At 71.1% G+C, this 25,895-nt stretch carries 27 protein-coding genes, 3 tRNA genes and 1 pseudogene; 13 read left to right on the top strand and 18 right to left on the bottom strand.

The features are described from left to right. Positions 1–182: Rieske (2Fe-2S) protein (locus tag NCCP_RS13085; protein WP_479688382.1), on the bottom strand; the 182-nt coding region annotated here is incomplete at its 3' end. A gap of 187 nt (positions 183–369) precedes the next feature. On the opposite strand from NCCP_RS13085, the gene NCCP_RS13080 reads away from it, so the two are divergent. Then, entirely contained in the window at positions 370–957 is a 588-nt protein-coding gene (locus tag NCCP_RS13080) for a PadR family transcriptional regulator (RefSeq protein ID WP_149957722.1), read from the top strand. 12 nt (positions 958–969) lie between these two features. On the opposite strand, the gene NCCP_RS13075 is transcribed toward NCCP_RS13080, so the two are convergent. Continuing rightward, complete coding sequence (locus NCCP_RS13075) at positions 970–1,596, bottom strand: TrmH family RNA methyltransferase (RefSeq protein WP_149957730.1); 627 nt, start codon at positions 1,594–1,596, stop codon at positions 970–972. Between the two features lie 180 nt (positions 1,597–1,776). Here NCCP_RS13075 and NCCP_RS13070 point away from each other — a divergent pair, with 180 nt between their 5' ends. Together NCCP_RS13070 and NCCP_RS13065 are read left to right on the top strand one after the other, a co-directional pair. Then, entirely contained in the window at positions 1,777–2,823 is a 1,047-nt protein-coding gene (locus NCCP_RS13070; RefSeq protein WP_149957721.1) for a magnesium and cobalt transport protein CorA, read from the top strand. Positions 2,824–2,898: 75 nt separating this feature from the next. Further along, complete coding sequence (locus tag NCCP_RS13065; RefSeq protein WP_149957720.1) at positions 2,899–3,735, top strand: HAD-IIA family hydrolase; 837 nt, start codon at positions 2,899–2,901, stop codon at positions 3,733–3,735. Between the two features lie 121 nt (positions 3,736–3,856). Here NCCP_RS13065 and pyrE read toward each other — a convergent pair whose 3' ends face one another. Then, positions 3,857–4,426 (bottom strand): orotate phosphoribosyltransferase, encoded by a 570-nt coding sequence (gene pyrE / locus NCCP_RS13060; protein ID WP_149957719.1) that lies wholly within the window; start codon positions 4,424–4,426, stop codon positions 3,857–3,859. 132 nt (positions 4,427–4,558) lie between these two features. Here pyrE and NCCP_RS13055 point away from each other — a divergent pair, with 132 nt between their 5' ends. Together NCCP_RS13055 and NCCP_RS13050 are read left to right on the top strand one after the other, a co-directional pair. Further along, positions 4,559–5,005 (top strand): MarR family winged helix-turn-helix transcriptional regulator, encoded by a 447-nt coding sequence (locus NCCP_RS13055; RefSeq protein ID WP_149957718.1) that lies wholly within the window; start codon positions 4,559–4,561, stop codon positions 5,003–5,005. A 22-nt stretch (positions 5,006–5,027) separates the two neighbouring features. Continuing rightward, positions 5,028–6,629 (top strand): stealth family protein, encoded by a 1,602-nt coding sequence (locus NCCP_RS13050; protein ID WP_172627403.1) that lies wholly within the window; start codon positions 5,028–5,030, stop codon positions 6,627–6,629. 40 nt (positions 6,630–6,669) lie between these two features. Here NCCP_RS13050 and NCCP_RS13045 read toward each other — a convergent pair whose 3' ends face one another. Next, the gene (locus NCCP_RS13045; RefSeq protein WP_149957717.1) at positions 6,670–7,593 is read right to left on the bottom strand and encodes a phosphodiesterase; all 924 of its coding nucleotides are present in this window, start codon (positions 7,591–7,593) and stop codon (positions 6,670–6,672) included. Between the two features lie 245 nt (positions 7,594–7,838). Between NCCP_RS13045 and nadE the strand changes: the two genes are divergently transcribed. The 4 genes from nadE to NCCP_RS13025 all read left to right on the top strand — a co-directional run bounded on the left by nadE (position 7,839) and on the right by NCCP_RS13025 (position 12,344). Further along, positions 7,839–8,660, top strand: a complete 822-nt coding sequence (gene nadE, locus NCCP_RS13040; protein ID WP_149957716.1) for an ammonia-dependent NAD(+) synthetase — start codon at positions 7,839–7,841, stop codon at positions 8,658–8,660. A gap of 139 nt (positions 8,661–8,799) precedes the next feature. Beyond that, positions 8,800–9,603, top strand: coding sequence for an exodeoxyribonuclease III (locus NCCP_RS13035; RefSeq protein ID WP_149957715.1), 804 nt, complete (start codon positions 8,800–8,802; stop codon positions 9,601–9,603). Positions 9,604–9,605: 2 nt separating this feature from the next. Continuing rightward, positions 9,606–10,457, top strand: a complete 852-nt coding sequence (locus tag NCCP_RS13030) for a DUF8083 family protein (RefSeq protein ID WP_149957714.1) — start codon at positions 9,606–9,608, stop codon at positions 10,455–10,457. Between the two features lie 84 nt (positions 10,458–10,541). Beyond that, positions 10,542–12,344 (top strand): glycoside hydrolase family 13 protein, encoded by a 1,803-nt coding sequence (locus tag NCCP_RS13025; RefSeq protein WP_149957713.1) that lies wholly within the window; start codon positions 10,542–10,544, stop codon positions 12,342–12,344. A gap of 67 nt (positions 12,345–12,411) precedes the next feature. Here the strand turns inward: NCCP_RS13025 and NCCP_RS13020 are convergent, their stop codons facing one another. The 7 genes from NCCP_RS13020 to NCCP_RS12990 all read right to left on the bottom strand — a co-directional run bounded on the left by NCCP_RS13020 (position 12,412) and on the right by NCCP_RS12990 (position 15,031). Continuing rightward, complete coding sequence (locus NCCP_RS13020) at positions 12,412–13,026, bottom strand: hypothetical protein (protein ID WP_149957712.1); 615 nt, start codon at positions 13,024–13,026, stop codon at positions 12,412–12,414. Then, positions 13,023–13,601 carry a DUF6286 domain-containing protein gene (locus NCCP_RS13015; RefSeq protein ID WP_149957711.1) on the bottom strand — a complete coding sequence of 193 codons (579 nt, stop codon included), beginning with the start codon at positions 13,599–13,601 and terminating at the stop codon, positions 13,023–13,025. Before NCCP_RS13015 ends, NCCP_RS13020 begins: the two co-directional genes overlap by 4 nt. Next, positions 13,598–13,996 carry a hypothetical protein gene (locus tag NCCP_RS13010; RefSeq protein WP_149957710.1) on the bottom strand — a complete coding sequence of 133 codons (399 nt, stop codon included), beginning with the start codon at positions 13,994–13,996 and terminating at the stop codon, positions 13,598–13,600. Before NCCP_RS13010 ends, NCCP_RS13015 begins: the two co-directional genes overlap by 4 nt. Then, a complete protein-coding gene (locus tag NCCP_RS13005) occupies positions 13,993–14,412 on the bottom strand; it encodes an Asp23/Gls24 family envelope stress response protein (protein WP_149957709.1) in 420 nt (139 codons plus the stop codon). Before NCCP_RS13005 ends, NCCP_RS13010 begins: the two co-directional genes overlap by 4 nt. Before the next feature lie 254 nt (positions 14,413–14,666). Further along, positions 14,667–14,742: transfer RNA gene (locus NCCP_RS13000), tRNA-Phe, on the bottom strand. A gap of 55 nt (positions 14,743–14,797) precedes the next feature. Further along, positions 14,798–14,871, bottom strand: a tRNA-Asp gene (locus NCCP_RS12995). Positions 14,872–14,958: 87 nt separating this feature from the next. Then, positions 14,959–15,031 (bottom strand) — tRNA-Glu (locus tag NCCP_RS12990). 145 nt (positions 15,032–15,176) lie between these two features. Here NCCP_RS12990 and NCCP_RS12985 point away from each other — a divergent pair. The 3 genes from NCCP_RS12985 to NCCP_RS15480 all read left to right on the top strand — a co-directional run bounded on the left by NCCP_RS12985 (position 15,177) and on the right by NCCP_RS15480 (position 18,578). Next, on the top strand, positions 15,177–15,548 hold the full coding sequence (locus NCCP_RS12985; RefSeq protein ID WP_149957708.1) for a metallopeptidase family protein: 372 nt from the start codon (positions 15,177–15,179) through the stop codon (positions 15,546–15,548). Beyond that, entirely contained in the window at positions 15,548–16,567 is a 1,020-nt protein-coding gene (locus tag NCCP_RS12980) for a cation diffusion facilitator family transporter (protein ID WP_149957707.1), read from the top strand. Before NCCP_RS12985 ends, NCCP_RS12980 begins: the two co-directional genes overlap by 1 nt. A 343-nt stretch (positions 16,568–16,910) precedes the next feature. Continuing rightward, on the top strand, positions 16,911–18,578 hold the full coding sequence (locus NCCP_RS15480; protein WP_172627402.1) for a C40 family peptidase: 1,668 nt from the start codon (positions 16,911–16,913) through the stop codon (positions 18,576–18,578). A 40-nt stretch (positions 18,579–18,618) separates the two neighbouring features. On the opposite strand, the gene NCCP_RS12970 is transcribed toward NCCP_RS15480, so the two are convergent. Then, positions 18,619–19,575, bottom strand: coding sequence for a universal stress protein (locus tag NCCP_RS12970; protein ID WP_149957705.1), 957 nt, complete (start codon positions 19,573–19,575; stop codon positions 18,619–18,621). Positions 19,576–19,754: 179 nt separating this feature from the next. Here NCCP_RS12970 and NCCP_RS12965 point away from each other — a divergent pair, with 179 nt between their 5' ends. After that, positions 19,755–21,200, top strand: a complete 1,446-nt coding sequence (locus NCCP_RS12965; RefSeq protein WP_149957704.1) for an NCS2 family permease — start codon at positions 19,755–19,757, stop codon at positions 21,198–21,200. A gap of 134 nt (positions 21,201–21,334) precedes the next feature. Here the strand turns inward: NCCP_RS12965 and NCCP_RS12960 are convergent, their stop codons facing one another. From NCCP_RS12960 to NCCP_RS12935, 6 genes and pseudogenes are all read right to left on the bottom strand, one after another. Next, a complete protein-coding gene (locus NCCP_RS12960) occupies positions 21,335–22,195 on the bottom strand; it encodes a spermidine synthase (RefSeq protein WP_149957703.1) in 861 nt (286 codons plus the stop codon). A gap of 76 nt (positions 22,196–22,271) precedes the next feature. After that, positions 22,272–22,964 (bottom strand): GNAT family N-acetyltransferase, encoded by a 693-nt coding sequence (locus NCCP_RS12955; protein WP_225873829.1) that lies wholly within the window; start codon positions 22,962–22,964, stop codon positions 22,272–22,274. Between the two features lie 63 nt (positions 22,965–23,027). Then, entirely contained in the window at positions 23,028–23,735 is a 708-nt protein-coding gene (locus tag NCCP_RS12950) for an O-methyltransferase (protein WP_149957727.1), read from the bottom strand. 45 nt (positions 23,736–23,780) lie between these two features. Beyond that, entirely contained in the window at positions 23,781–24,116 is a 336-nt protein-coding gene (locus tag NCCP_RS12945; protein WP_149957702.1) for a thiamine-binding protein, read from the bottom strand. A gap of 178 nt (positions 24,117–24,294) precedes the next feature. Next, positions 24,295–24,555 (bottom strand): annotated as a pseudogene (locus NCCP_RS12940) (hypothetical protein); the annotation flags it as partial. 70 nt (positions 24,556–24,625) lie between these two features. Continuing rightward, positions 24,626–25,849: an acyl-CoA dehydrogenase family protein gene (locus NCCP_RS12935; RefSeq protein WP_149957701.1), complete on the bottom strand. Its 1,224-nt coding sequence runs from the start codon at positions 25,847–25,849 to the stop codon at positions 24,626–24,628. Positions 25,850–25,895: the final 46 nt, after the last annotated feature.

Here is a 25,895-nt window from a genome sequence, read left to right as displayed (position 1 = left end):
GCCACGGCCTGGCCATCCTCGGTACGGAACAGCGCCAGCGGACGGTTCGCGATCCGGCGGGCCATCGGCTTGCGCGTCACCTCATGGTCCCACGCCGCAACGTACCAGGCATTGAGCGGGTGGCCGAACACCTTGGCGGTTACGGTGCCCTGGCCGGTGGAGGCGGTGTTTGGTGGAGTCATCTTTGAGGCCCTTCCGTGGGTGCCGGTCGCCGGAAACCCACTAACTATGTCCATAGGTATTTGTGTCCTGCAACACAGACTACCTATGCTCATAGTTATATTCAAGGGTCTTCCGGCACCGGCCGCTTCGTGCGGACGGGCCGGCCCTAGCTAGAGTGGACGGGACCCCGGCAAGGAAAGGTGGCCCGTGAGCCTGAGGTACGCGCTGCTCGCGCTCCTGAACGTCGAGCCCATGACGGGATACGACCTCCACAAGGTCTTCGAGTCCTCGGTGGGCCATGTCTGGTATGCGCCGGACTCGCAGATCTACCCCGAACTGCGCAAGATGGAGGCCCAGGGGCTGGTCCGCGGGGAAGACATCCCCTGGGGCAAAAAGGCCACCAAGCGCCGGTACCACATCACCCCTGCCGGAAGCGGCGAATTCGAAGCGTGGATGAACAGCCCGCTGGAGTATTCGCGGGTGCGCGACCCTGCCCACCTGCGGGCGGCCTACCTTGAGTACGCGGCCCCCGAGTCGGCACGGGCCCAGCTGAAGGCGCACATTGAGCACCACGAGACCCTGCTGCGGCAGTGGAACCAGAAAATCCTGGAAATCGACACGGACACCAGCACCATGCTCACCCGGCGCCTCGCGACGCTCCCCGCGGACCAGCGGCAGCGCAGCCGGGCCTTCAAGCGCTTTGCCTACGAGGGCCTGATCGCCCGGGCCGAGGCGGAGATTGCCTGGGCCAACAGCGGGTTGCGGCTGCTGGACGACCTGCCTCCGGAAGCCTAGGGGCGGCTGCGACTACCCCGCGGCCGGGCGCTGGCCGAACACGTGCCGGCGGATCCATGCGTGCATGGCGATGCCCGCCGCGGAGGCCGCGTTGATGGAGCGGGTGGACCCAAACTGCTCGATGGAAAGGGTCGCCTCGGCGGCGGCGTGCACCTCCTCGGTCAGCCCCGGGCCCTCCTGGCCGAACACCAGCACGCAGTTCCGGGGCAGGTCGTAGGTCTCCAGCCGCACGGAGTCGGGGAAGATGTCGATCCCGATGATTGCCAGCCCCTCCGCCTGCGCCCAGGCCACAAAGTCCTCCACGGTGGGGTGGTGGCGCACGTGCTGGTAGCGGTCGGTGACCATCGCGCCGCGGCGGTTCCACCGCCGCCGTCCGATGATGTGGACTTCCTTGGCCAGGAATGCGTTGGCGGTGCGCACCACCGTGCCGATGTTCAGGTCGTGCTGCCAGTTTTCGATGGCGATGTGGAAGTCGTGCCGGCGCGCATCCAGGTCCGCCACGATCGCCTCATGCAGCCAGTAACGGTATTTGTCGGCGACGTTGCGCCGGTCGCCTCCGCGCAGCAGTTCGGGGTCCCAATGGCTGCCCTCGGGCCACTCGCCCTCCCAGGGCCCGACGCCGACCTCCGGCCGGGACATGCCTTCGTCGGCGCCCCCGGCGCCCTCCGGTCCGGCGCCGGGGAGGGCCGGGACGGCCGCATCGCCGGTCGCTGCGGGGGCCTGGGCGGGGAAGCTGTTGCTGGTCACCGTTACAAGGGTAGTGCGTGGCAGACTGGCTGCAGGTCCGCCGCCGGGCCGCCCAGCCGAAAGGAGCCCAGCATGCCCCTCGTGGACAACGGCGTCTATGTCGAGGGCCGGCGCCGCGCCACGCCTTCCAGCCTGGCGGAGACCTTCGAGGAGATGGTGGCCTGCCGCGGCATGGCCTGGCTGGGACTCTACCGCCCCACCACCGAGGAGTTGGACGCGGTGGCCGAGGAGCTGGGCCTGCACCCGCTGGCCATCGAGGACACCCTTTCCGGCCACCAGCGTCCCAAGCTGGACCGCTATGGGACGCACAGCTTCCTGGTCCTGCGTCCGGCCCGCTACCTGGACGCGACGGAGAAGGTGGAGTTCGGGGAACTGCACATCTACGCCGGCGCGGACTTCGCGGTGACCATCCGGCAGGCGGAGTCCGCGCAGCTGTCGGCCGTGCGGAAGACCATGGAGGAGCAGCCGCAGCTGCTGGCCGTGGGTCCGCAGGCTGTCATGTACGCGGTGCTGGACCATGTCGTGGACGAGTACCGGCCGGTGATCGAGGGGCTGGCCAACGACATCGAGGAGATCGAGGACGAGCTGTTCACCGGGGACACCTCCGTGTCCCGCCGCATCTACGAGCTCTCCCGGGAGGTCATCGAGTTCCAGCGTGCCGTGACCCCGCTGGTTGGCATCGTCGGCGAGCTGCGCCGCGAACTCACCGGCTCCGAACCCAGCCCCGGCAGCGCCGGCGGACACCGCACCGCCCCGGAGGCGGACCCGGGGGTGCTGGAGCTGGACAGGCGGTTTGCCGACGTGCAGGACCACGCCATCCGCGTCACCGAGCGCCTCGCCTCCTTCCGGGCGGTGCTCACCAATGCGCTCTCACTCAATGCGACACTGGTGTCGCAGCGGGCCGCGCAGGCCGGAGTGGAGCAGAACGAACAGATGAAGAGGATCTCCGCGTGGGCGGCCATCCTCTTCGCCCCGTCCCTGGTGGGAAGCATCTACGGAATGAACTTCCACTTCATGCCGGAGCTGTCGTGGCGGTTCGGGTACCCGGCGGCGCTGATGCTGATGTTGGGACTGTGCCTGGGCCTGTATGTGGTGTTCAAGCGCAACAGGTGGCTGTGAGCGGACAGGGTCCCGGGGGCTCGGACGCGGCAGGCCCGGGGTGGCACGATGGTCGTGTCGAAAGGAAAGGACAGCATGGGAATCCCGCAACAGCGACACTCCAGGCAACGCACCCCCGCTGACATCGAATGCTGGCTGACGGACATGGACGGGGTGCTCGTCCACGAGAACCAGGTGATCCCCGGCGCGGCCGAGCTGCTGCGGCGCTGGTCCGAGGCCGGCCAGCGGTTCCTGGTGCTGACCAACAACTCGATCTACACCCCGCGGGACCTCTGCGCCCGGCTGAAGGCTTCGGGGCTGGACGTCCCCGAGGAGAGCCTCTGGACGTCGGCGCTGGCCACGGCGGAATTCCTCAAGCGCCAGCAGCCGGGCGGGCGGGCCTTCGTGATCGGGGAGGCCGGGCTGACCACGGCGCTGCACGAGGCCGGGTTCGTCCTCACCGACCGGGACCCCGACTACGTGGTGCTGGGGGAAACCCGCACATACTCGTTTGAGGCGATCACCCGGGCAATCCGGCTGATCCTGGACGGCGCCCGCTTCATCGCGACCAACCCGGACCCCACCGGGCCCTCCGCCGAGGGCCTGCTCCCGGCGACCGGCGCCGTGGCGGCGCTGATCACCGCGGCGACCCACCGCGCCCCCTACGTGGTGGGCAAGCCGAACCCGATGATGTTCCGCTCGGCCCTGAACCGGATCGATGCCCACTCGGAAACCACCGCGATGATCGGGGACCGCATGGACACCGACATCATTGCCGGGATGGAGGCCGGCCTGCACACGATCCTGGTCTACTCGGGCATCACGACGGCCGCGGACGTGGCCCGCTTTCCCTTCCGCCCGGACGAGGCCTTCGACTCGGTCGCGGACCTCGCCGCGCTGCTGGGGGAGCCCCGGGAGTTGCGGCAGCCCTGAGCAGCCGGCCCTTGGACGCAGGACGACGGCGGCACGTGCGCGCCGCCGTCGTCCTGCATCGGGAAGTTGGCGGCTGCCGCCCTCCCGCCCCTCGCTTCGCTCGGGGCGGGGCCCTCGGGCGTTAGTCTTCGAGGCCCAGTTCGTCCTTGCCGAACGCGAAGAGGTACGGCACGCCGGCCTCGGCCTCGATGCGTTCCTTGGCGCCGGTGTCCCGGTCCACGATGACGGCCACGGCGACGACGTTGCCCCCGGCATTGCGCACGCCTTCGACGGCGGTCAATGCCGAGCCGCCGGTGGTGGAGGTGTCCTCGAGGACCACGACGTCGCGGCCCTCCACCGAGGGCCCTTCGACCTGGCGGCCCATGCCGTAGGACTTCTGCGCCTTGCGGACCACGAACGCGTCGATCGGGCGTCCCGCATCCCCGGCGGCGTGCATCAGCGCCGTGCCGACCGGATCGGCGCCCATGGTCAGGCCCCCGGCGGCGGCGAAGCTGATCCCGGCCTCGTCGAGCATCTGCAGCATGACCTGGCCGACCAGCCGGGAAGCCTCGTGGTGCAGGGTGACGCGGCGCAGGTCGATGTAGTAGTCGGCCTCCTTGCCGGAGGAGAGGGTGACCTTGCCGCGGACGACGGCAAGGTCCTTGATCAGTTCAAGCAGGCGGGCGCGCGCGGAGGCGTCGAGGGAAGTCATGCCACCAATTCTAAAGGGGAGGACGCGTGCCGAGGGTGCCGCGGCAGGCGGCGGGGGCGGGGAGTTCCGGCGGGCCCGCCCGGTTCGGAAGTGCCCCGGGACATCCGTTGGCCAAAGACGTAGGCTGTGCCCATGAATGCTCAGCGACCGCTTGGATACTGGCTCAAACTGGTGGACTCGCTCATCTCGGAGCAGTTCACCGTGGCGTTGGAGGAGCACGGGGTGACACGCCGGCAATGGCAGTTGCTCAACGCGCTCGCCCAAGGACCCGCGACGGGAGGGGAACTGACCGTGGCGCTGGCTCCGTTCTTCGGCGAGGCCGTCCCGGAGGGCGAGCCGTCCACCCCCTCCGAGCACCTGGCCGAGCTGGTGGAGTCGGGGTGGGTCGCCGAGGAGGGGCACAGCTTCAGCCTCACCGAGCGGGGCGCGGCCAGCCTGGAGAAACTCACCGCAATCGTGGATGCGATGCGGGAGGAGTCCAGTGCCGGAGTCAGCGCCGGGGACTACGCCACAACGGTCGCCACCCTCCAACGGATGGCGCAGAACCTAGGATGGCGGGAGAACACAACGTCTCCCTAGACATCCCTACTGAAAGGGCTCGATGAGCATCGACGTCACCCCCTCCGAGGTTTACCACGCGGCCCCCGAGCCCGAGCCGCAGGCAGCCACCGCCGACGAGGTGGCCTCGCGTGCCGCGGCAGCCCGCTTCGCCGGCCGATCCGATGTGGTGCTCCACAAGAACCGGTGGGCACTGGTCAACCGGACCCTGACCCCTCACGAGGCGATGGTCGAAGACCTGCTGTTCGTGCGGGAGGCGCTGGATGCGGCCGGGATCGACTACCTGCTGGTGCGCGGGAACGACGCGCGCCCGGTGATTGCGGTGGATTGGGCCCTGCGCAAGCCGCTGCGCGCGGCCCTGGCGGCCGCCTGCCGGGACGAACCGTTCTATTCGATGACCGTGGACGCCACCGGCCGCCGCTCCCTGCTGGTGGCCGACGGACGGCTCGCCGCCGGAGGCAAGGCGCGCATGTTCCGGTTGTACCGGCCGCGCGTGGAGCCGAATGGCGGGCTCTTCTACGGGCAGGGCACCGGCGTGCAGGTGGAGCTGTGGCGCTGGGAGGACGGGACGATCCAGCTGCCGATCGAGAATTCCGTGACGCGGCGGACCCTGCCGGTCGCCGAAGCGGTGTACGGAACGGTGCAGCGGTTCGGGCGGGAGTGGCCGACCATCGAGAACATGTTCGCCGACCATGCGACGGACATCGACTTCCCCATCGACATCGTCTTCTCCTGGGTGGACGGCAACGACCCCGAGTTCCAGCGCTACCGGGCCTCCTTCATGGAGAAGGTGGTGGTGGGCGAGGGCGACGACTCCGAGGCCCGCTACCGGCAGATCAACGAGCTGAAGTACGCGCTGCGCAGCGTGCACATGTTTGCCCCCTGGATCCGCCGCATCTTCATCTGCACCGATTCCCCGATCCCGGAATGGCTGGACGCCGCGCACCCGAAGATCACGATCGTGCGGGCCGAGGACCACTTCGCCGACCCTTCGGTGCTGCCCACCTTCAACTCCCAGGCCGTGGAGTCGCAGCTGCAGCACATCGACGGGCTCTCCGAGCACTTCCTGTACTCCAACGACGACATGTTCTTCGGCCGGCCGCTGGGCCCGGACATGTTCTTCTCCCCCGGCGGGATCACCAAGTTCATCGAGGCGGACACCCGGATCGGGCTCGGCGACAACCACCTGGACCGCTCCGGATTCGAGAATGCCGCCCGGGTGAACCGGAAGCTGCTCCACGACCGGTTCGGACGCATCACCACCCGCCACCTGGAGCACACCGCCGCCCCGCTGCGGCGCAGCGTGCTGCTGGGAATGGAGCGCGAGTTCGCGGCCGAGTTTGCCGCGACCGCGGCCAGCCGCTTCCGGGCCAAGGACAACATCTCGGTGACCAACTCGCTCTACCACTACTTCGCCCTGCTCACCGGCCAGGCGGTGACCAAGGTCGGCGCCAGGGTCCAGTACGTGGACACCACGCTGCGCGCCGGGCTGGCCTCCCTGGAACGGCTGCTGCGCAAGCGCAACCAGGACTTCTTCTGCCTCAACGACGGCAGCTTCCCGGAGGTCTCCGCGCGCGAGCGCCAGGCTGCCGTCACGGACTTCCTGGAGAAGTACTTCCCGGTCCCGGCCCCCTGGGAGAAGTAGCGCCCGGAACCGGCGCTCCCGCCCTCCCCTTCCGGGTCCGCTAGCGGGTACGGAGGGCTCCCGGAGCGTCCCGCGGCGGCAGCGCCCCGTGCCGGTGCAGCGTGCGGGCGACTGCCGCGGGGGTGAACTCCTCGCCCACAGTCGCCCCGCCCGCCGGTGGAACCACCGAATGCACCACCGTGTCGCGGTACACGTGGACCATGGTGCAGCCCTGTGCCGCGTCGCGCCCCCGGGTGCCGCGAATCCCGGTGTTCGGGTCCACCGGCCCGGCAAGGTCCTGGGTGTAACAGGTGGAGGAGGCCACGGAGACGGGGATTCCCGCGAACGTCGCGCTGGTCGAGTAATGCAGGTGCCCGCCGAGGATGGCCCGCACGTCGCTGCCGCGCACGACCGCGGCGAGGGCGGCCTGGCCGCGCAGTTCCACCAGGATCGCCAGTGGCTGGATACACGGCACCGGAGGGTGGTGCATCACCAGCAGCGTGCCCTCCGGGGCGGGAACCTCCAGGCCGCGGCCCAGCCACTCGAGCTGTTCGGCCGAGATCTCCCCGTGGTGGGCCCCCGGTACCGAGGTGTCCAGCACGATCACGCGCAGCCCGCCCAGCCAGTGCACGGCGTTCAGCGGCTCGGCCGAGCGCGGCTCCCCCAGCAGGTGCTCACGCAGGTTGGCGCGGTCGTCGTGGTTGCCCATGGCCCAGATCGCGCGGGCCCCCAACCGTTCGGCGACCGGTTCGACGGCGGCCCGCAGCCGGGCATAGGCCTCGGGCTCGCCGCTGTTGGCCAGGTCACCGCTGAAAACGATGGCCTCGGGGCGTGCTCCCGTGGCCTCGATCTCGGCCAGCACCCGGAGCAGCCCCTCCTCGCCGTCCACGATCCCCGGCGGAGAGGCCGTGCCGCGCAGGTGCAGGTCGCTCAGGTGGAGCAGGAAGTGGGAGGGGGCTGGATGTTCCGGGGAGCGGATCGCCATGATGATGGGTGTCTTTCCAGGGTTTCGTCGCGCGGTCGGTCGGATCGTTGCCTGCCTGGCGGCCGCGGTCCCGGCGGAGCGCAGCGCCTCCATGAAGCCCATCAAACCAGACCGGCTGCGAACACGGAACGGACGCGGGGCCGGACTTTTGGCATTTCGGGCCCGGGACCCGCCGTCCCCGTCGGGGACGTGGCCCCGGCGCGGCTGGCAATCCGCAGGAAACACGGCGGTTGTAGGCTGGGCGCATGCGCGAACTCCAGTCGAGGATCATCGAGGAAATGGGCGTCAAGCCGCAGATCGACCCAGCAGAGGAGGTCACGGCCCGCGTCGGGTTCCTCAAGGACTACCTGAAGGCCACCGGCACCCGGGGCTTTGTGCTGGGGATTTCCGGCGGGATCGATTCCTCGCTCGCGGGCCGGCTGGCCCAGCTGTGCGTGGAGGAGCTGGCGGCCGAGGGCGTGGAAGCGGAATTCGTGGCCATGCGCCTGCCTTACGGCGAGCAGCACGACGAGGGGGACGCGCGGGCCGCGATGGAGTTCGTGGCGGCCCGGCGCCAGGTGACCTTCAACATCAAGCCCGGCGTCGACGGCCTGGAGCGCGAGTACAAGCAGGCCACCGGCACGGACCTGTCCGATTTCAGCAAGGGCAACATCAAGGCGCGTGCCCGCATGATTGCCCAGTACGCCATGGCCGGCGAACACAACCTCCTGGTCATCGGCACCGACCACGGGGCGGAATCCGTCACCGGCTTCTTCACCAAGCACGGCGACGGCGGGGCCGACGTGCTGCCCCTCTTCGGCCTCAACAAGCGGCAGAACCAGCTGCTGCTGCAGCACTTGGGCGCTCCAGAACGGGTGTGGCGGAAGGCCCCCACCGCGGACCTGCTCGACATCCTCCCCGGCCGCACCGACGAGGACGAATTGGGGCTGGAGTACGACGAAATCGACGACTACCTGGAAGGGCGGGACATCCCGGACGCGGTCGCCGGGAAGATCGAGCAGAAGTTCCTGCGCAGCCGCCACAAGCGCACCGTCCCCGTAACCATCCACGACACCTGGTGGCGCTGACCCCGGGCCCGCACGGGCCGGAAACCCCCTCCCAGCCGGGCGGCTGACCGCCCCTGCGAGGGGGCCGGCCCCCAGGGAGACGCCCCGAACAGGCGGCCGGCGCTCTTGGCTGTGGCGGAGCACTTGATAGGTTGGGCGAGTGAAGATCGCTACCTGGAACGTGAACTCCCTCCGCGCCCGCGCCGACCGGGTGGAGGCCTGGCTGCGCCGCACCGACGTCGACGTGCTGGCCATCCAGGAAACCAAGTGCAGGGACGAGAACTTTCCCTGGGAGCTGTTCGAGAACAACGGCTACGAGGTGGCGCACTTCGGGTTGAGCCAGTGGAACGGCGTGGCGATTGCCTCCCGCGTGGGATTGGAGGACGTGGAGCGGGCCTTCGCGGGCCAGCCGGTTTTCGGCAAGGGCGGCAAGGATCCGGTGCAGGAACCGCGGGCCTTGGGCGCAACCTGCAACGGCGTGCGCGTCTGGAGCCTGTACGTGCCCAACGGCCGCGCGCTTGATGACGAGCACATGCCCTACAAGCTGCAGTGGCTGGACGTGCTCAAGGACCAGGCCGCCGGATGGCTCCAGGCCGATCCGCAGGCCCAGATCGCCCTCATGGGCGACTGGAATATCGCTCCGCAGGACGAGGACGTCTGGGACATCGACCTTTTCCGCCGCGAGGGCCTCACCCATGTCAGCGAGCCCGAGCGCGCCGCGTTCCGCGCCTTCGAGCGCGCCGGCTACGCCGACGTCGTGCGGCCCTTCGCCCCCGGTCCGGGCGTCTACACATACTGGGACTACACGCAGCTGCGTTTCCCCAAAAAGGAGGGCATGCGCATCGACTTCGTCCTGGGATCCCCCGCACTGGCCAGCCGGGTCAGGAGCGCCAGCATCGACCGCGAGGAGCGCAAGGGCAAGGGCGCCTCCGACCACGCTCCCGTGATCGTGGAGCTGGACTAGCCATGGCGAAGCTGGCGCGCGGGGCCCGGCGAAACATTCCGCCGACCGCGTACCTGCGCGTCTACGAGCCGCTGCGTGCCTTCTCCGACGAGGAGCAGCTGCTGATCGCCGCCCAGCGCGAGGGCGGGCGCGAGGCCTTCGAGACTCAGGAGGTCGTGGATTCGCTGGAGCGTGTCACGCGCCTGGTCTCCGACCCCTTCCCCCATGCGACGGCCGAACGCTTCCGCACCCTGCACTATCCCGGGGCCAACGGACTGACCGTTGCCTACTACTGCCCGGACCAGCTGGCCACACGCGCCACGCTCGCGGCGGAGCAGCTAAACGGGACCATGCGCCCGCAGCTGCTGGAGGTGCTGGTCCCCGATCCGGCACGGGCGGCCAACGCCGAGCGGCTGGTCCACGAGGACTTTGCCGAGGACGTCGCACGGCTGCACACCCGCAGCGCGACCTGGGGCATTCCCTTCGGCTGGTTCGTGCTGTTGCGCGAGGACGACCACTGCGAGATCGTTGAGGACGGCGAGCGGATCGTCAGCGTCCGGCTTTGCGCCCCGACGGCCCAGGCGCTGGAACGCGCCCGCTACGCCGCGGCGTCGCTGGCCGTCCACGCCCCGGAACTGGACATGCTGGATGACCTGACCGGGCTGAGCGAATGGCTGCAGCTGTTCCACCCGGAGTCGATCGTGGAGCTGGACTACGGGCGCACCGCCGAACTGGTCTGGCCCGACGATTCCCCGCATGACATCCGCCTGGGCATCGAGTCCCTCGCCGAGGGGGACATGCTCGGCGCGGCGGCCTCCTACCGCCGGCTCGCCTCCCGCTGGCTCAAGGTCCGCCAGCTCGCCCGGGCCAGCTGAGGCGTACCCCGAACCCGCACCCGTACACCCCCAACCCGAACGCCCGAACCCGCACACTCCGAAACCCACGTAAGGAGCAGCACCATGACACAGACCAGCACCGCCCCGTGGTGGCAGGACGCCGTCATCTACCAGGTGTACCCGCGATCGTTCGCCGACGCGGACGGCGACGGCATGGGGGACCTGCGCGGGGTTGCCTCCAAGCTGGGGTACCTGCGCAACCTGGGCGTGAACGCCGTATGGCTGTCCCCGTTCTACCCGTCCCCGCAGCGGGACGCCGGCTACGACGTCTCCGACTACCGCGAGGTGGACCCGCTCTTCGGCACCCTGGAGGACTTCGACGCGATGCTCGCCGAGGCTCACGGGCTGGGCCTGCGCATCATCGTGGACCTGGTCCCGAACCACACCTCGGACCAGCACGTCTGGTTCCGGGAGGCCCTGGCCTCGGCACCGGGCTCCCCCGCGCGGAACCGCTACATCTTCCGCGACGGGCGCGGGCCCGACGGCGCGGAACCGCCCAACAACTGGCGATCGCTCTTCGGGGGCCCGGCCTGGACCCGGGTGACGGAGCAGGCCGGACCCGGTGCCGGACGGCCGGGCCAGTGGTACCTGCACCTGTTCGACACCACGCAGCCCGACCTGGACTGGTCCAACCCCGAGGTCCACGCCGAGATGGAGGACGTGCTGCGGTTCTGGCTGGACCGCGGCGTGGACGGGTTCCGCGTGGACGTCGCCCATGGGCTGGTGAAGGCGGAGGGGCTGCCGGACTGGTCCGCGAAGGTGTCCATGGTCTCCGGCACGGACACCCCGCCCGAAGCTCCCCTGGATACCCCGCGGGAGGCCGGCGCCATCGGGGTGGTCGTGGAGGACCCGGCCGTGGAGGTGGAGGAGGCCAAACTGACCCCGGAGGACAGGCCGCCGTACCTGGACCAGGACGGGGTGCACCGGATCTACGAGGCCTGGCACCGGGTCCTGGCCAGCTACCCGGGCGATCGCATGATGGTCGCCGAGGCGTGGGTGGCGCCGGTGGAGCGCGCCTTCCGGTACGTGCGCCCGGGCGAGATGCAGCAGGCGTTCAACTTCGGCTTCCTGCTGGCGGGCTGGGACGCGGCACGGATCGCCGCCAACGTGGACGAGACGCTGCGCGAGGCCGCCGCCGTGGGCGCGCCGGCCACTTGGGTGCTCTCCAACCACGACACCGTCCGCCACACCTCCCGCTTCGGGCTCAAGGACCCCACTACCTTCCCGAAGGGCATCGGCATCGGGGACGAGCAGCCCGACGAGCAGTTGGGATGGGCGCGCGGACGCGCCGCCGCCATGGTGATGCTGGCCCTGCCGGGTTCGGCCTACGTCTACCAGGGCGACGAGCTGGGGCTGCCCGAGCACACCACCTTGCCCGACGAGCTGCGCCAGGACCCGAGTTTCTTCCGCACCGGCGGCGCCGAACGCGGCCGGGACGGCTGCCGGGTGCCGCTGCCCTGGGTTGCATCCGCGCCCGGCTTTGGCTTTGGCCCCTACCCGGACGACGCCGGCCGGGACGGCTCCGGCGGGCCCTGGCTGCCGCAGCCGGCGGGTTTTGCCCGCTACGCGGCGGACCGGCAGGTGGGGGTCCCGGGATCGACCTACGAGTTGTACCGGGAGCTGCTGGCGCTGCGGGCCGGGCACGGGCTGGGCCGTGGAGGCCTGGAATGGGCCGCTCCGCATGCTCCGGAGGCGGGGATCCTGGCGTTCCGGAACGGGCCGGTGCTCGTGGTGGCGAACATGGGCCAGGCTCCCGTCGCGCTGCCCGAGGGGTGGCGCCCGGCTGCCTCCAGCCGGGACGGCGCGGCCAGGGAGGGCACGCTGGAGCCCGATGCCTGCGTGTGGCTGCTGGCGGAGCGGGACTGAGGCTCCGCGGGCAGGCACAGGGCGGGCAGGCACAGCGCGGGCAGGAGGCCGGCCGGGTTGCCTTCCGCTAGAGCACCCGGTCCGACCGGGACATGCGGGCGCGGGCGCCGGCGGCCAGGTGGATGACCACCGGGCCGCCGCGCCCCAGGGCCCGGTCCAGGGCCACCACCAGGGCGGAGATGTCCTCGGCGATGCGCAGCGGGGCCGCCCCCTGGCGGGGCAGCACCCGGATCCGCAGTCCGGCCTCCCCCTGCGGGGAGTCCCAGACGCTGACGTTGACCGAGACGATGTCGTGCCGCTCGGACAGCGCGGTCCTGATGGCCTGCTCCGGCACCCCGGCGCCGATTTCGACCATGCCGCGCGCGCCGTCGTCGTAGTATTCGCGGGCGTAGGTGCCGGTGCGCCCCTTGCCCTGCACCGCCATCCACCAGACCATCAGCAGCACCAGCACCACCAGCGCCACGGCCGCCACGATCCAGAGCCAGGAACCGGGTTGCCCGGGCAGCGTGGTGGAGGCCAGGAGGCTCTGGAAGCGCCCGCCGGCAAGGGAGGCGAACCGGGTCCAGCCCAGCGCGTAGCTTCCCCCGAGGGATACCAGCAGCAGGTGTCCGCCGGCCGCGCACAGCAGCACGCCCAGCAGGACCAGCAGGGTGCGGTTCACCCCGCGCGGGGTCTGGTTCACTGCCCCACCACCCCCGACTCGGCAACCCGCACCTGCACGTCCGGCCGCGGCTCGATCCGGTTCCGCTCCAGCTCCTGCTCCACGGCGGCACGGACCGCCTCCGCGTTCGCCGGGATGCCGGAGGTGGGGATCAACTGCACCTCCACGGCCTTGGCGTACAGGTGGACCAGCACCTGTTCGGGCCCGACCCCGGCCTCGGTCCGGGCGCGCCGGGCCAGCGCGGCGGCCAGGACCGGGTCGTCCACCACCACCACGGCCCGCGGGTCCGCGATGGTGCGGCGGCGCCTGCGTCCGGGCAGCAGGCCGGCGAGCAGGAAGTAGAGTCCCAGGCCAAGGGTGGCCAGGCCCAGCAGCGCCAGCACCACCGGTTCGGCGGCCGACGGCAGCCCGGCGGACCAGGCCCACCACTCGTCCGGGGAACGGACCCAGGGTTCCTGGCCCAAGGCCTTCAGGACGACTTCGAACAAAAGGTAGATGCTGGCCGCGACCACCAGGGAGGCGGCCACGACGGCCGCCGCCGAGCGGGCACTGTACAGTTCCCGGTGCTGGATGAGTTCGCGTTCGGCGCCGGTCATGCGGGCCTCCTCACGGTCTCGGGGAGGATCCCGGTGACGCGGACGTCCACGCGCCCCACATGGGCCCCGGTCAGCGCGGTGAAGCGCTCCCGCACCGTTTTGCGCGCGTCGCGGGCACGCTTCCACACCGGCGGCAGGGGCTGCGGGGCCGCAAGCGGGCGCAGTGGCATCGGCAGGCTCAGGACGAGGGCCAGCGAACCGAACTCGTCGTGGAGCCCCACCCGGACGGCCGACGGCGGGACGTCCAGCACCTGGCCCGCCACGCCCTGGGCGACGCTGGAGAGCGCCTGGGTGGCGATTCGGGTGTGTCCGGCCGGGCGCACGCCGGGCCGGACCGCGGAGGAGGGCGGCCGCTGGGGGCGCGGGGGCAGCGCGGGCCCGGGCAGGGCTGTCACGGCTGCTCCGCCGCCGGGTGCTCGGCATGCAGGCCGGGGACATGGACATCGGCGACCTCCACGTTGACCTCGATGACCTGCAACCCGGTCTGGTGCTCCACGGCATCGTGGACCGCGGCGCGCACGTCGTCGGCCAGGTCGTAGAGGGGACGCCCGAACTCGGCGGTCAGGACGATGTCGACCGCGGCCTGGGTGGTACCCACCTCGGCGGCGACCCCGGGGACGGCCCCGTGGGCGACGGCCTCGCGGAGGGCGCCGAACGCGCGGGGGGCGCCTGTGCCAAGGGCATGGACGCCCCGGACCGCGGAGGCTGCCACCGCCGCCACCTTCGCCACGGCCGTCGGGGTCACCGAGGTGCTCCCGGCGGGAAGGTGCCCCGGGGCCGCGGGCCGGGCCGGTGTCGGTTCCTGATCCATCGAGGACTGCCTTTCCCTGGAAAGTGTCTCCGTGCCTCCAGCCTACTGCCGGCCACGGCTCTCACAAGGTGAAGGCCTGTTGTACCGCAGAACCCGGGCCTCCCATCCGAGCCTGCGCCGCAACCACGTGCGCAACGCCTCCGCGGCCTCCGGCTCCCCGTGGATGCGGAGCTCGCGTTCCCCCGGAGCGGGCCCGTCCCCGGGTGCGGACAAACAGAGAACCCCGCTTCCCTTGCGGGAAACGGGGTTCTAGCTGGTGGCTCCGACCGGCGTCGATCCGGTGACCTTTCGATTTTCAGTCGAACGCTCTACCAACTGAGCTACAGAGCCTGGAAACCATCTTCCGATGATCACCACGATCTTCCAGTCGCCCGGAAAACCTCAGCGACCCTGACGGGACTTGAACCCGCGACCTCCGCCGTGACAGGGCGGCGCGCTAACCAACTGCGCTACAGGGCCTTGCATGTTTTTATCGAGACATCCCTCGCCCACAAGACGAAGACTTTACCAGAGCGTTTTTCGCTCGGCAAATCCGTGCCCTGCAAGTACCCCCAACGGGATTCGAACCCGTGCCGCCGCCGTGAAAGGGCGGTGTCCTAGGCCGCTAGACGATGGGGGCCAGCGTCTGCGTTGCGGAATCTCTCCCGCGCTGCGGACTTGAAAAACTATAGAGGACTTTTCGCCAAGCGCCAAATCGGCTCCGCGCACCCCTTCCGGCCCCTCCACTTTCCCCTTTCCGCGCCCCCGAAAAGTAGAGTCCTGACATGGCCTATGCGATGTCCGAGGACGATTTCGAAGCCGCCGTGGTGCGGGCGCTGGAGGAAATACCTGCCCAACTGCGCGCGGTGATGGACAACGTGGCCATCTTCGTCGAGGACCGCTACCGGCCGCTCCCCCACGAGGACCCGGAAACCGTCCTGCTGGGCCTCTACGACGGAACCCCGCTGACCGAACGCGACTTTGGCTGGGCGGCCGGAGCGCTGCCGGACCGGATCATCGTCTACAAGGACGCCATCCTGGAAATCTGCGACACCGAGGAGGACGTGGTGGAGGAAATCGGCATCACCGTGGTTCACGAGGTGGCCCACCACTTCGGCATCGACGACGCCACCCTGCACGATTTGGGGTGGGGCTGATGGGCGACCGCCACCACGGCGGGCACGGAGGGCACGGGGAGCACGGGGGGCACGGGGGGCACGGACCCAGCCATGGGGCCCACGACCTGCACGGGCACGGGCACGGGCACTCGCACGGCCTGACCGGAGGGACTGCCACGGGCCGCCACCGCCGCAAGCTGATGGCCGTCGTGGCGATCACCCTGGTGGGAGTGCTGGTCCAACTGGTGGGGGCCTGGGCCTCCGGCTCGCTGTCCCTGCTCGCCGATGCCGGGCACATGCTCTCCGATGCCGCCGGCGTGAGCATCGCCCTGTTCGCCGCATGGGCCGCCGCCCGCCCCGCCACCATCCGGCGCACCTACGGCTGGCAGCGCGCGGAGGTCCTGGCCGCGCTGGCCAACGCCGTGGGGCTGGCGACCATCGCCGTCGTCATCCTGATCGAGGCCGTCCCCCGGTTGGGACGGGCGCATGAGATCGATACCCCGGCCATGCTGGTCGCGGCAGCCCTGGGCGGGGCGGCGAACCTTGCCTGCCTGCTGGTCCTGCACGGCGGGCACAAGGAAAGCCTGAATGTGCGCGGCGCCTACCTCGAGGTGCTCGGGGACCTGCTGGGATCGGTCGCGGTGCTGGCCGCCGGGGTCCTCATCCTGGCCACCGGGTACACCGCCGCAGACGCCATTGCTTCGATCGTGATCGCACTGCTGATCCTGCCGCGCGCGTGGAGCCTGCTGCGCGAGGTGGTCGACGTGCTGCTCGAAACCGTTCCGCGCGGGGTCGACCTGCACGAACTGCGCCGCCACCTCCTCTCCGTGGAGGGCGTGCGCGGCGTGCATGACCTGCATGCCTGGACCATCACCTCGGGCGTGCCGGTGTGCTCGGCGCACGTGGTCGTGGACCCGCAGTTCCTGACCCCCGAGGGCGCGCACCTGGTGCTGGACCGCCTCCAGGCCTGCCTGGGCGAGCACTTCGCCACGGCGCACTGCACGTTCCAGCTGGAGCCCGAAGGCCATCTGGGGCACGAACCCGCCAGCCACGACTGACGCGGGCCCGACACAGCGCAAAGCATCCCAACGCCGCGCACTTCCACGCAGGACACCGCGGCGCGGGACTTCCCCTCCCCCTGCCCAGTCCTCCCCGCCCAGTCCTCCCCGCCCAAGCCTCCGCCACGCCCCGGCAGGGACGTCGACCCGCGGTTATCCCTGCCACCTTCTGTGACTGGTGTTGCCACTGTTACGGGGGACTGCCTATGCTCGACCGGGTGCGGGGCGTGGAAGGCCTGTGGCGCCGAAGGCCCGCACGCGCGCCGTCGGCCCCGCCGCTGCAGACCACGCGTGGCACAGCATGCGCGCTGAGGCATGCGCGGCCCAGCATGCACGGCCCAGCATGCACGACAGGGCATACGCGATGGAGCATGGAAGTGAGGAAGCGAGCATGGTCCTGCGCCGCCCCCTGAGTGTTGCCGCGTGCACCCTGGCCCTGCTCGCCTCCACCCTGTCGGCCCCCATGCCGGCGCAGGCTGACGCCACGCAATCACCCGCCTTGTCCGCCTCCCTGCCTGCTCTCCCTGCTTCCCCGCCCCGCCCCGCTTCCCCGCCCCGTCCCGCTTCCCCCCTGCTTCCGGAGGAGGACAAGGTCAGGGCCGCCAAGGAGGATCCCGCCGCGCTGAAGGCGATGGTCAGCCAGATCGAGGCCCTCATTGCGGCATCCACCCAAGACCTGCTGGAAGCCGAGGCCGCCGCCCTCGGGGACCAGGACACCTACGCCGAGGCCGCCACGACGCTCGCGGAACTCACCGCAGCTGCCGCCGAGGCCCGCACCCAGGCCGACCGGGCAGCGGAGCATTACGGCACCGCCCGGACGAAGGCCGGGCAGATCGCCGGTGACCTCTACCGCAATGGCGGCATCGCTCCCGGCGTGCCCGAACTGTTTGAGTCCACCGGGAACAATGACGTCCTCTACAAGGCCTCGACCATGGAGGCGCTGGCCGCACGGCGGGCCCGGGCCTTCAGCGCCGCCCGGCAGTCGGCCGCACTGTGGACCGAATGGGAAAACTACGCCGCCCAGGCTGCAGCAGCGGCCGGGGAGGCCGCCGGGGAAAGTTGGGCGGCCCGCGAGGACGCCGCGCGCACCCAGGCCGCCTACGCCGCACGCCTTGCCGCCCAAGAGGAGGTCCGTGCCGGGCTGATCGCGCAGCTGGCCTTCCTGCGGGACAGCAGCGTTGCCCAAGAGGAACGCCGGATCGCAGCCAAAGAGGCCGCCGCCCGCGAAGCCGCGCTGGCCGCCGCGCTGGCTGCCGCGCCTTCCACGCCCGCCGCGACCGCACCGGCACCCCGGGCCGCGGCACCGGAGCCTCCCGCGCGGGTGCCCGACGCCGCGCCCGCCTCCGGGGCGCTGGTGCCCGGCGGGCGGGGCGAAGCGTCAGCCCTGGGGCCCGCCCCCGTCGCCGCGCCCCCCAAGGCCTCCTCCCCGCAGGCCTCATCCCCCCCAGCCTCCTCCCCCCAAGCCCCGGCCCAGCAGCACGCCCCGTCGGCACCACCTGTCACCAAGCCCCCCACCGCGCCTTCCCCCGCCGCGCCTTCCCCGGCGGCCCCTTCCCCGGCAGCCCCGACCAAGAGGGCGGATCCGGCGGATCCCGCTCAGCCCGCATCCCCGCTGCCGGCGACCTCCCAAGACATCGTCGAGCCAACGATCCGGTGGGCAGTGGCCGCCGCGGCCGATCCCTCTGTCGGCTACAGGTACGGCGGCAACGGCCCGGCCCTGTACGACTGCTCGGCCTTCACCCGTTCCGCCTTCGCCAAGGGCGGGCTTTCGCTTCCGCGCACTTCGACGCAGCAGTATTTCGCCGCCCCGCACAAAATCCCGCTGGGCGAGCTCAGGCGCGGGGACCTGGTGTTCTGGTCAAGCAACGGCGGCGCGTCGTTCTACCATGTGGCGATCTACCTCGGCAACGGGCAGATCGCGCATGCGCGCAACCCCGCCATGGGTGTTTCCGTGACCGCGCTGAACTACGCGGGAATGTACAACATCTACCCCTACGCCGGCCGGTACTGACCCCGGCCGGCGCACCTGCCGGGCACCTGCGCGGGGCCCCCTACCCGGCGTCGTCGAACCGGCTGCGGTCCGCCAGCCGGGGGTCCTCGCCGTCCGGGACCACCATGACCGGCCCCTTGGCATGGTGGAGCACGCCCTGGCTGGTGGAGCCCAGCAGCATCCCCGTAAACCCGCCACGCCCGCGCGAACCGGTGACCAACAGCAGGGAGGTGGCCGACTCGCGAATCAGGGCCTCGACCGGGGACCCCTCCATGACCTCGCTTTCCAGCCGCAGCGCGGGGAAGTGGCTGGAAAGCCAGCGCAGCCCGTTATCCACCTGGTGGCGCACGTCGGCGAGCACCTCCTCCTGGTCCACGGTCGCCGGCATCCAGGCCAACGACCCGCTGACCGGCGGCACGGAGCAGACCACGCGCAGCGGCACGCCCAGGCGCTGCGCCTGCTCGGCCGCGACCAGCACGGCACGGCGGGCCCGCTCGGAGCCGTCGACGCCGACGGTCACGACGTCGCGCCGGGGCAGGGCCTCCCCCTCGTCCGGCGGCAGGGGCACGATCACGGTGGGGCATTTCGCGTGCGCCGGCAGCGCACTGCTCACCGATCCCAGCAGGCGGCCCACGAATCCGCCGCGTCCGCGGGAACCGACGACGACGAGGTCGGCCTGTGCGCTCAGGTCCAGCAGCACGCCGGCGGCGTCGCCCGGTTCCACGAGCGTGCGCACCTCCAGCCCCGGGACGCGGACCGACTCGCTGGCCTCCCGGGCCACCTCCTCGGCACCTTCGCGGATGGCCTCATCGTCCAGGGTGGCGTAGCCGGCGTCCATGCTCGAGGCCGCGAAGACCGGGATGGTGTAGGCGGTGGCGATGTTCAGCGGAACACCGCGCCGGGCGGCCTCCTCCTCCGCCCAGCGCAGGGCCCGCTCGGCCTGCTCGGACCCGTCCACGCCGACCACGATCCCGCTGATACGCTCCGCCGCCGGAATGCCGGCGCGCTCTTCGCCCATGGCCTCTCTCCTTCTTGTCCGCGCGGACCCGATAAGGCAGGATGCCTGCAGGTGTCCTGGCACCATTGTTCACCCGCCGCTGCGGGCGAGCCATGGGAGGCCGCGCACCGGCGTGGCGTCCGCCACGTCGCCCCGGAAAGCAGCAGGAGCACTCTCTACCGGACAGTAGGATTTGGCCCATGTCTAAACAGGAAACCCCCCTCCTGGACCGCTACTTCAAGATCACCGAACGCGGCTCCACCTACTCCCGCGAGATCCGCGGTGGCTTCGCCACCTTCTTCGCCATGAGCTACATCGTGGTGCTCAACCCGCTCATCCTCTCCGGAGCGGACAGCGCCGGCAACGAGCTGGGCATCTCCCGCGTCGCCGCGGCCACCGCACTGGTGGCCGGCATCATGACCATCCTGATGGGCGCGTGGGCGCGCCATCCGTTCGCCATGGCCACCGGCTTGGGCGTCAACGCGTTCATTGCCGTCACCGTCGCCGCGAACCCCGGCCTGACGTGGCCTGACGTTATGGGGCTGGTGGTCGTCTCCGGCCTGACCATGCTTGTGCTGGTCCTCACCGGCTTCCGGACCGCCGTGTTCAAGGCCGTCCCGGCGAGCCTGAAGGCCGCCATCGTCGTCGGCATCGGCCTGTTCATCGCGCTGATCGGCCTGGTCAACGCGGGCTTCGTGCGCCGCGTCCCGGACTCGGCCGGAACCACCGTGCCGGTGGGCCTGGGCATCAATGGCCAACTGGTCGGGTGGCCGACGCTCGTTTTCATCGTCGGCCTGCTCCTGACCATCGCCCTGGTGGTGCGCAAGACCAGGGGCGCCATCCTGATCGGCATCGTGGTTTCCGCGGTACTGGCAAACATCCTCGAGGCCGTCTTCAAGATCGGCCCCAGCTTCGATGCGGCCACCGGCACGGCCAATCCCCAGGGCTGGTCCCTGGTGGTGCCCTCGATGCCGGCCTGGGGCGCCCCGGACCTGTCGCTGATCGGCCAGGCCGACGTCTTTGGCGCCTTCACCCATCTGGGCGCCACCTCCGCCACCCTGCTGGCCTTCGTCATCCTGCTCTCGATCTTCTTCGACGCCATGGGCACCATGGTGGGACTGGCCCACGAGGCCGGCAGCGTGGACAAGGAAGGCAACTTCCCCAACCAGGACAAGGTCCTGCTGGTCGACGCGATCGGCGCGGTCGCCGGTGGCGGCGCATCCGTCTCCTCCAACCAGATCTACGTCGAATCCAGCGCCGGCATCGGCGAGGGAGCACGCACCGGCCTGGCCTCGATCGTCACCGGCGTGCTGTTCCTGGCCGCGATGTTCCTGACCCCGCTGGTCTACCTGGTTCCGTTCGAGGCCGTCGCCCCGGCCCTGGTGGTCGTTGGCTTCATGATGATTTCCCAGGTCACCAAGATCGACTGGACGGACCTGGGCCTCGCCATTCCGGCGTTCCTGACCTTCGCCCTCATGCCGTTCACGTACTCGATCGCCAACGGCATCGGCGCCGGGTTCGTCGCCTACGCATTCATCCGCGCCGTCCAGGGGCGCGCCCGCGACGTGCACCCGCTGATGTGGGTCGTCGCCGCGGCGTTCCTGCTGTTCTTCGGCATCGGAGTGATCGAACAGGCCATCGCCTAGCCCCGACGCTGAAATCCGCCGGTTGGACCGCCCGTCGTGGCGGGCCCAGGACCCAGGTTCCCGGGCCCGCCACGACGGGCGGTTCGCGCAGGAGGGCGCCCGGGTCACCGGGACCGGAACCCCGGCAGCGGTGGCTAGGGCGTCGCCGGCCGCGGGTCCCGGGCCGGCTCGGCGTCCCGGGCAAAGGCGCGCACTTGGGCGTCGTCCCAGTGCTGGGCCGGCACCGCGCCCCCCAGCAGCTCGCGCAGCATGCCCGGGCCGGCCGGGATCTCGGCGTCGCTGCCCGCGATGATGACGTTGCCGTAGCGGCGGCCCTTGAGCATGGGTGGGTCGGCGACGATGGCCACGTGCCGGAACACCGCGGCGATCGTGGCGGCCTCGGCCCGGGCTCCGGCCAACGAGGGCGTGTCCCCGCAGTTGACCACGTAGAGCCCGCCGGAGTCGAGCACCCGCCGCACGTGCCCGGTGAATTCAAGGGTGGTGAGCGGCGCCGGCGTCCGGTCTCCGGCGAACACGTCGCGGATGACCACGTCCCGGGTGGCGTCGGTCAGGGATTGGAGGACCTCCCGGGCCTCCCCCACCCGCAGGCGCAGCAGGGGCGCCCGCGGCAGGTCGAACCATTCGCGCACCAGTTCGGAGAGCCTTCCGTCCAGTTCGACGACGACCTGCCGCGCCTCCGGATAGGCCGCGTGCACCCAGCGGGCCATGGAGCAGGCGCCCCCGCCCAGGTGCAGCGCGCGCAGCCGGCCGGCCTCCTGCGCCGGGAAGCGTTCGCGCAGCAGGGCGGCGATCCAACGCATGTATTCGAAGTCCAGCCGGGACGGGTCGGCCATGTCCACGTGGGAGCTCGGCACCCCGTTCACGTGCAGGATCCACCCGTCCGGGTTGTAGGGGTCCCGCTCCAGGGTAGCGGTGCCCGTGTCGATCGGATATTCCCCGGGCACCGGGCCGGCCGGGCTCCGGGCAGGCTGGTTCTTCAGCGCGGAATTTTTCATGACGGAATTCTTCGCGCCAGCGTCCTGGGGGCCGCGGTCCTTGGCGGTGCGGGACTTCGGCGCCGCCTTGGGACGCTTAGCCACGCCCGGACCCCGGCTGCGCTGTATCGCCAGGCTGCGCTTCGCCAGTCTGGGCTGTGGATCCGGGCTGCGCTGTGTCTCCCGGCTGCGCTGGGGCCCGGCGGACGGCGGGGGCCGCGATGCGGCGCACCAGGCGGACCTCCCTCAACCCGGCCCAGTCGTCGGCAAGGGCCTCGATCCGCCCGTCGGGGACGAATCCGTGCTTGCGGAAGAAGGCGTGGGCGCGGGGGTTTCGCTCCAGCACCCACACCAGGGCCGGGTGCGCGCCCAGGGCCGCGTCCATCAGCCGCCCGCCCAGTCCGGTCCCGTGGGCCCCGGCGAGGACATAGAGCATTTGCAGTTCACGTCCCACCCGGGCGTCGGCGTCGTCCTCGCGGGCGGTCCCGACGCCGGCGCATCCCAGGACGCGGCCGGCGTCGTCCAGGGCGATCCACAGCTCGGCGCCGGCCTCCAATCCACGCCGCCACCAATCGATCTCCTGCTCCCGGGCCGCCTCGGCCCGGGCGAAGAATGCAGCGGGCCTCTGGTCCGCGTACGTTTCCCGCCATGCGGCCAGCTTCATGGCAAGGGTGGCGGGAATGTCATCGGCGGTGGCGCGGCGGATCGTGGCGGGGCCGGTCATGGCGGAGCCGGTCGTGGCGGAGCCGGTCGTGGCGGAGCGGACCGTGCAGTCGGGGGCGGAACTCATGCCCACCATCTTCCCGCACGCGGAGGGACGGCCGCGCACGGGACCGCTGCTGAGCATGGGACCTCAGCCGCGCACGACGGCGAGCGCGAACCCGTCCCAGCCCTTGGCGCCGGTGGTCTGCACGGCGGTGGCGTCCACCCGGGGGTCCGAGCCGAGCAGTTCCAGCGCGGCCCGCGTCCCGTTCACGTCCCGGCCCTCGACGGTGTCCGGATCCCCGGGGCGCAGCACCGTGCCGCGGCGCACTACGTTGTCCAGCACAATCAGCCCTCCCGGCCGCACCAGTTCCAGCGCCGCGCTCACATAGTTGGCGCTGTTTTCCTTATCGGCGTCGATGAAGGCCAGGTCGAAGGGGGCCGCCCCTTCGGCCCGCAGCCGCGCGAGGGTCTCCAGCGCGGCCCCGGGGCGGATGGTGACCAGGCCTCCGACGCCGGCGGCGTCGAGGTTGGCGCGGGCCACCCGGGCATGGCGGGGTTCGAACTCACAGGTGACCAGCTCGCCGTCGGGCGGCAGGGCCTGGGCCAGCCAGGTGGTGCTGTATCCGCCCAGGGTGCCGATCTCCAGGATGCGCCGGGCGCCGGCCAGCCGGGCCAGCATCATCAGCAGCTTGCCCTGGCCGGGACTGACCTCAATGGCCGGCAGGCCGGCGGCGGCCGCGGCGCGCTTGCCCTCCCGCAGTGCCTGGTCCTCCCCCACGAGCGTGTCCGCAAGGTAGGCGTCCACCGCCTCCGGGGTGGGTCCCGGCTCGGTTTGCCGTTCCCCCTGCGGTTCCACGTCTTGCTGCTGTCCCGCGTCTCCCTGCTGTTTCACCGGAATCCCCTACCCCCGCGGTTCCGTTCCGGCCGCGGGGCCGCCGAGGGCCTGCAGCGCGGATTCAAGCCGTTCCACCTTGCCGTCCAGCTCGCCGGTGCGCCCCGGGCGGATGTCCGCCTTGAGCACCAGGGAGACGCGGGAACCGTAGGCGGCCACGGCCTCGGTGGCGCGCTTGACCACGTCCATGACCTCGTCCCAGTCGCCCTCCAGCTCGGTGAACATCGAGGAGGTGCGGTTGGGCAGGCCGGATTCGCGGACCACCTTCACGGCGGCCGCGACGGCGTCGTGGACGGAGCCGTCCTCGCTGGAGGTGGACGGGGCGACGGAGAAGGCAACGATCATGCTGGCAAGCCTGCCACCGCCTGCGCGCCGGTGTCGAGCGGGCAGGCGGTTTCCGGGCGTCCTTTTCCGGTCCGGAAACGGGCGCCTCGCCCCCAGCCCAAATCCCTGGCCACGTCCTCCCGTTGACGGCCAGGTCACCGACCAGCCGGGCCTTGAATACCCAGGGGTTGTGGTTCCCGGCGGTCCGGGCGTTGCGCCAGTGGCGGTCCAGGTCCTTGGCGGCACTCGTCGCGGAGGCGGCCAGTGCGTCAAAGGCGCGGGTGAGGGCCGCCAGCGACGGTTGCGTGAGGGCCACCTGCCCCTGGGCGGAGGCGAGTTCGGCTGCGTCGCTGGCCGCGACCTCCTCCTCCTCGCTCACCGCGCCGGCGTGCCGGCCAAGCGCCGACTCGCACGCACCCTGCAGGGCCCCGGTCCAGCCGTCGGCCTCGGGGACGCGCACGACGCCGAAACCGGCCGCGGCCAAAGCGGCGGCCTGGGCGTGCGGCCTGGTAATGGGGTTGGCGGCAGGGCTAGGTGTAGAGCGAGAGCGGCTGCAGTTCGCCGTGCAGGAAGTACGCGCCGACCTCGATCTTCTTGTAGTCCACCGGGTCGTGCAGCGAGTGCGTGCGCACGTTGCGCCAGTACCGGTCCAGCCCGACGGCGTTGCTGGTGGAGCTGGCGCCGGTGACCTCGTAGATCCGGTTGGCCACCTCCACGCCGACCTCGGTGGCCACGACCTTCAGCTCCGCGATGGCGACGGCGTACTCTCCGCGCTGCCCGGCGGTCAGGGCGGACGAGCGCGCCACCTCGGCGTCGAAGCGCCGGTTGAGCTTTTCGGCCAGGGCGGCGACGGCGGCGGTGCGCGCCTTGAGCTCGCCGAGCACCCGCTGGAACACCTTGTCCTGCGCGTAGGTTTCCGCCCCGGACAGGAACCAGGCGTTCTGGCGGGCCAGCAGCAGGTCGCGGCCCTGGGCCAGCGCCCCCTCGGCCACACCCAGGTAGAAGTTGCCGAAGCCCAGCTGCACGCCGGGGGTCAGCAGCGTGGCGATCGGCTCCTCGGTGACTTCCCCAAGGATGTCCGCGGGGCGGACCGGCACGTCGGTGTACCGGACCGAGCCGGAGGCTGTCAGCCGCTGGCCCAGGTGGTCCCAGTCCCCGAGCAGCTCCAGGCCCTCGCGGGTGGCCTCCAGCACGAAGGCCAGGACCTTGCCGTGGTTCTCCCCTCCCTCGACGGCGGCATTGATGATGATCACGTCGCCTACGCCCGAGCCGGTGGAGAACCGCTTGAGGCCGTTGAGCCGGTAGCCCCCGTCTTCCGGGGTGAGGACCAGGGTCGGGTCGACCGGGTTGACCGAGTCCCCCCACAGCCAGCCGCCCTCGACCGTGCGCCTCCACCAGTGCGGCTGGTCCGCCGGGTCCGCGTAGAAGCCGATGCAGGCCTGGTTGAAGTAGTGGTAAGCCAGCAGCTGCGCAATGGATCCGTCCGCGGTGGCGAGGATGCGCACGGTTTCGAAGGCCGTCTCGAAGTGGCCTCCCGCACCGCCGAACTCGGCCGGGACCAGCAGGTCCAGCAGCCCGGAGGAGCGCAGCAGCTGGGCCTCGGCGACCGGGTTCCGGTTGGCGCGGTCGCGTTCGAGCACGTCGGCCGCCAAGCGGTCGGCGACGCCGCGGGCAACGGCCTTCCAGCGGTCAAGCTCCGCCCCGTCGGCGGTTCCGGACCAGGGGGTTCGGCTCAGTGTATCGGTGGTGCTCATGGTGTTCCTTCCGGATTCGGGTGGGGCCGCGGCGGGAGTGCGGCGG

This window comes from Zafaria cholistanensis, assembly GCF_008580665.1.
Classification (GTDB): Bacteria; Actinomycetota; Actinomycetes; order Actinomycetales; family Micrococcaceae; genus Zafaria; species Zafaria cholistanensis.
This window is presented reverse-complemented; position numbering and strand designations above follow the sequence as displayed.

Bases quoted from the DNA above. Each gene is read 5' to 3' on its own strand.
- NCCP_RS13075 (WP_149957730.1), bottom strand. From the start codon at position 1,596: ATGTCCCGGCCGGAGGTCGGCGTCGGGCCCTGGGAGGGCGAGTGGCCC.
- NCCP_RS13070 (WP_149957721.1), top strand. From the start codon at position 1,777: ATGCCCCTCGTGGACAACGGCGTCTATGTCGAGGGCCGGCGCCGCGCC.
- NCCP_RS13065 (WP_149957720.1), top strand. From the start codon at position 2,899: ATGGGAATCCCGCAACAGCGACACTCCAGGCAACGCACCCCCGCTGAC.
- pyrE (WP_149957719.1), bottom strand. From the start codon at position 4,426: ATGACTTCCCTCGACGCCTCCGCGCGCGCCCGCCTGCTTGAACTGATC.
- NCCP_RS13055 (WP_149957718.1), top strand. From the start codon at position 4,559: ATGAATGCTCAGCGACCGCTTGGATACTGGCTCAAACTGGTGGACTCG.
- NCCP_RS13050 (WP_172627403.1), top strand. From the start codon at position 5,028: ATGAGCATCGACGTCACCCCCTCCGAGGTTTACCACGCGGCCCCCGAG.
- NCCP_RS13045 (WP_149957717.1), bottom strand. From the start codon at position 7,593: ATGGCGATCCGCTCCCCGGAACATCCAGCCCCCTCCCACTTCCTGCTC.
- nadE (WP_149957716.1), top strand. From the start codon at position 7,839: ATGCGCGAACTCCAGTCGAGGATCATCGAGGAAATGGGCGTCAAGCCG.
- NCCP_RS13030 (WP_149957714.1), top strand. From the start codon at position 9,606: ATGGCGAAGCTGGCGCGCGGGGCCCGGCGAAACATTCCGCCGACCGCG.
- NCCP_RS13025 (WP_149957713.1), top strand. From the start codon at position 10,542: ATGACACAGACCAGCACCGCCCCGTGGTGGCAGGACGCCGTCATCTAC.
- NCCP_RS13015 (WP_149957711.1), bottom strand. From the start codon at position 13,601: ATGACCGGCGCCGAACGCGAACTCATCCAGCACCGGGAACTGTACAGT.
- NCCP_RS13005 (WP_149957709.1), bottom strand. From the start codon at position 14,412: ATGGATCAGGAACCGACACCGGCCCGGCCCGCGGCCCCGGGGCACCTT.
- NCCP_RS12985 (WP_149957708.1), top strand. From the start codon at position 15,177: ATGGCCTATGCGATGTCCGAGGACGATTTCGAAGCCGCCGTGGTGCGG.
- NCCP_RS12980 (WP_149957707.1), top strand. From the start codon at position 15,548: ATGGGCGACCGCCACCACGGCGGGCACGGAGGGCACGGGGAGCACGGG.
- NCCP_RS15480 (WP_172627402.1), top strand. From the start codon at position 16,911: ATGCACGACAGGGCATACGCGATGGAGCATGGAAGTGAGGAAGCGAGC.
- NCCP_RS12970 (WP_149957705.1), bottom strand. From the start codon at position 19,575: ATGGGCGAAGAGCGCGCCGGCATTCCGGCGGCGGAGCGTATCAGCGGG.
- NCCP_RS12965 (WP_149957704.1), top strand. From the start codon at position 19,755: ATGTCTAAACAGGAAACCCCCCTCCTGGACCGCTACTTCAAGATCACC.
- NCCP_RS12960 (WP_149957703.1), bottom strand. From the start codon at position 22,195: ATGAAAAATTCCGCGCTGAAGAACCAGCCTGCCCGGAGCCCGGCCGGC.
- NCCP_RS12955 (WP_225873829.1), bottom strand. From the start codon at position 22,964: ATGAGTTCCGCCCCCGACTGCACGGTCCGCTCCGCCACGACCGGCTCC.
- NCCP_RS12945 (WP_149957702.1), bottom strand. From the start codon at position 24,116: ATGATCGTTGCCTTCTCCGTCGCCCCGTCCACCTCCAGCGAGGACGGC.
- NCCP_RS12935 (WP_149957701.1), bottom strand. From the start codon at position 25,849: ATGAGCACCACCGATACACTGAGCCGAACCCCCTGGTCCGGAACCGCC.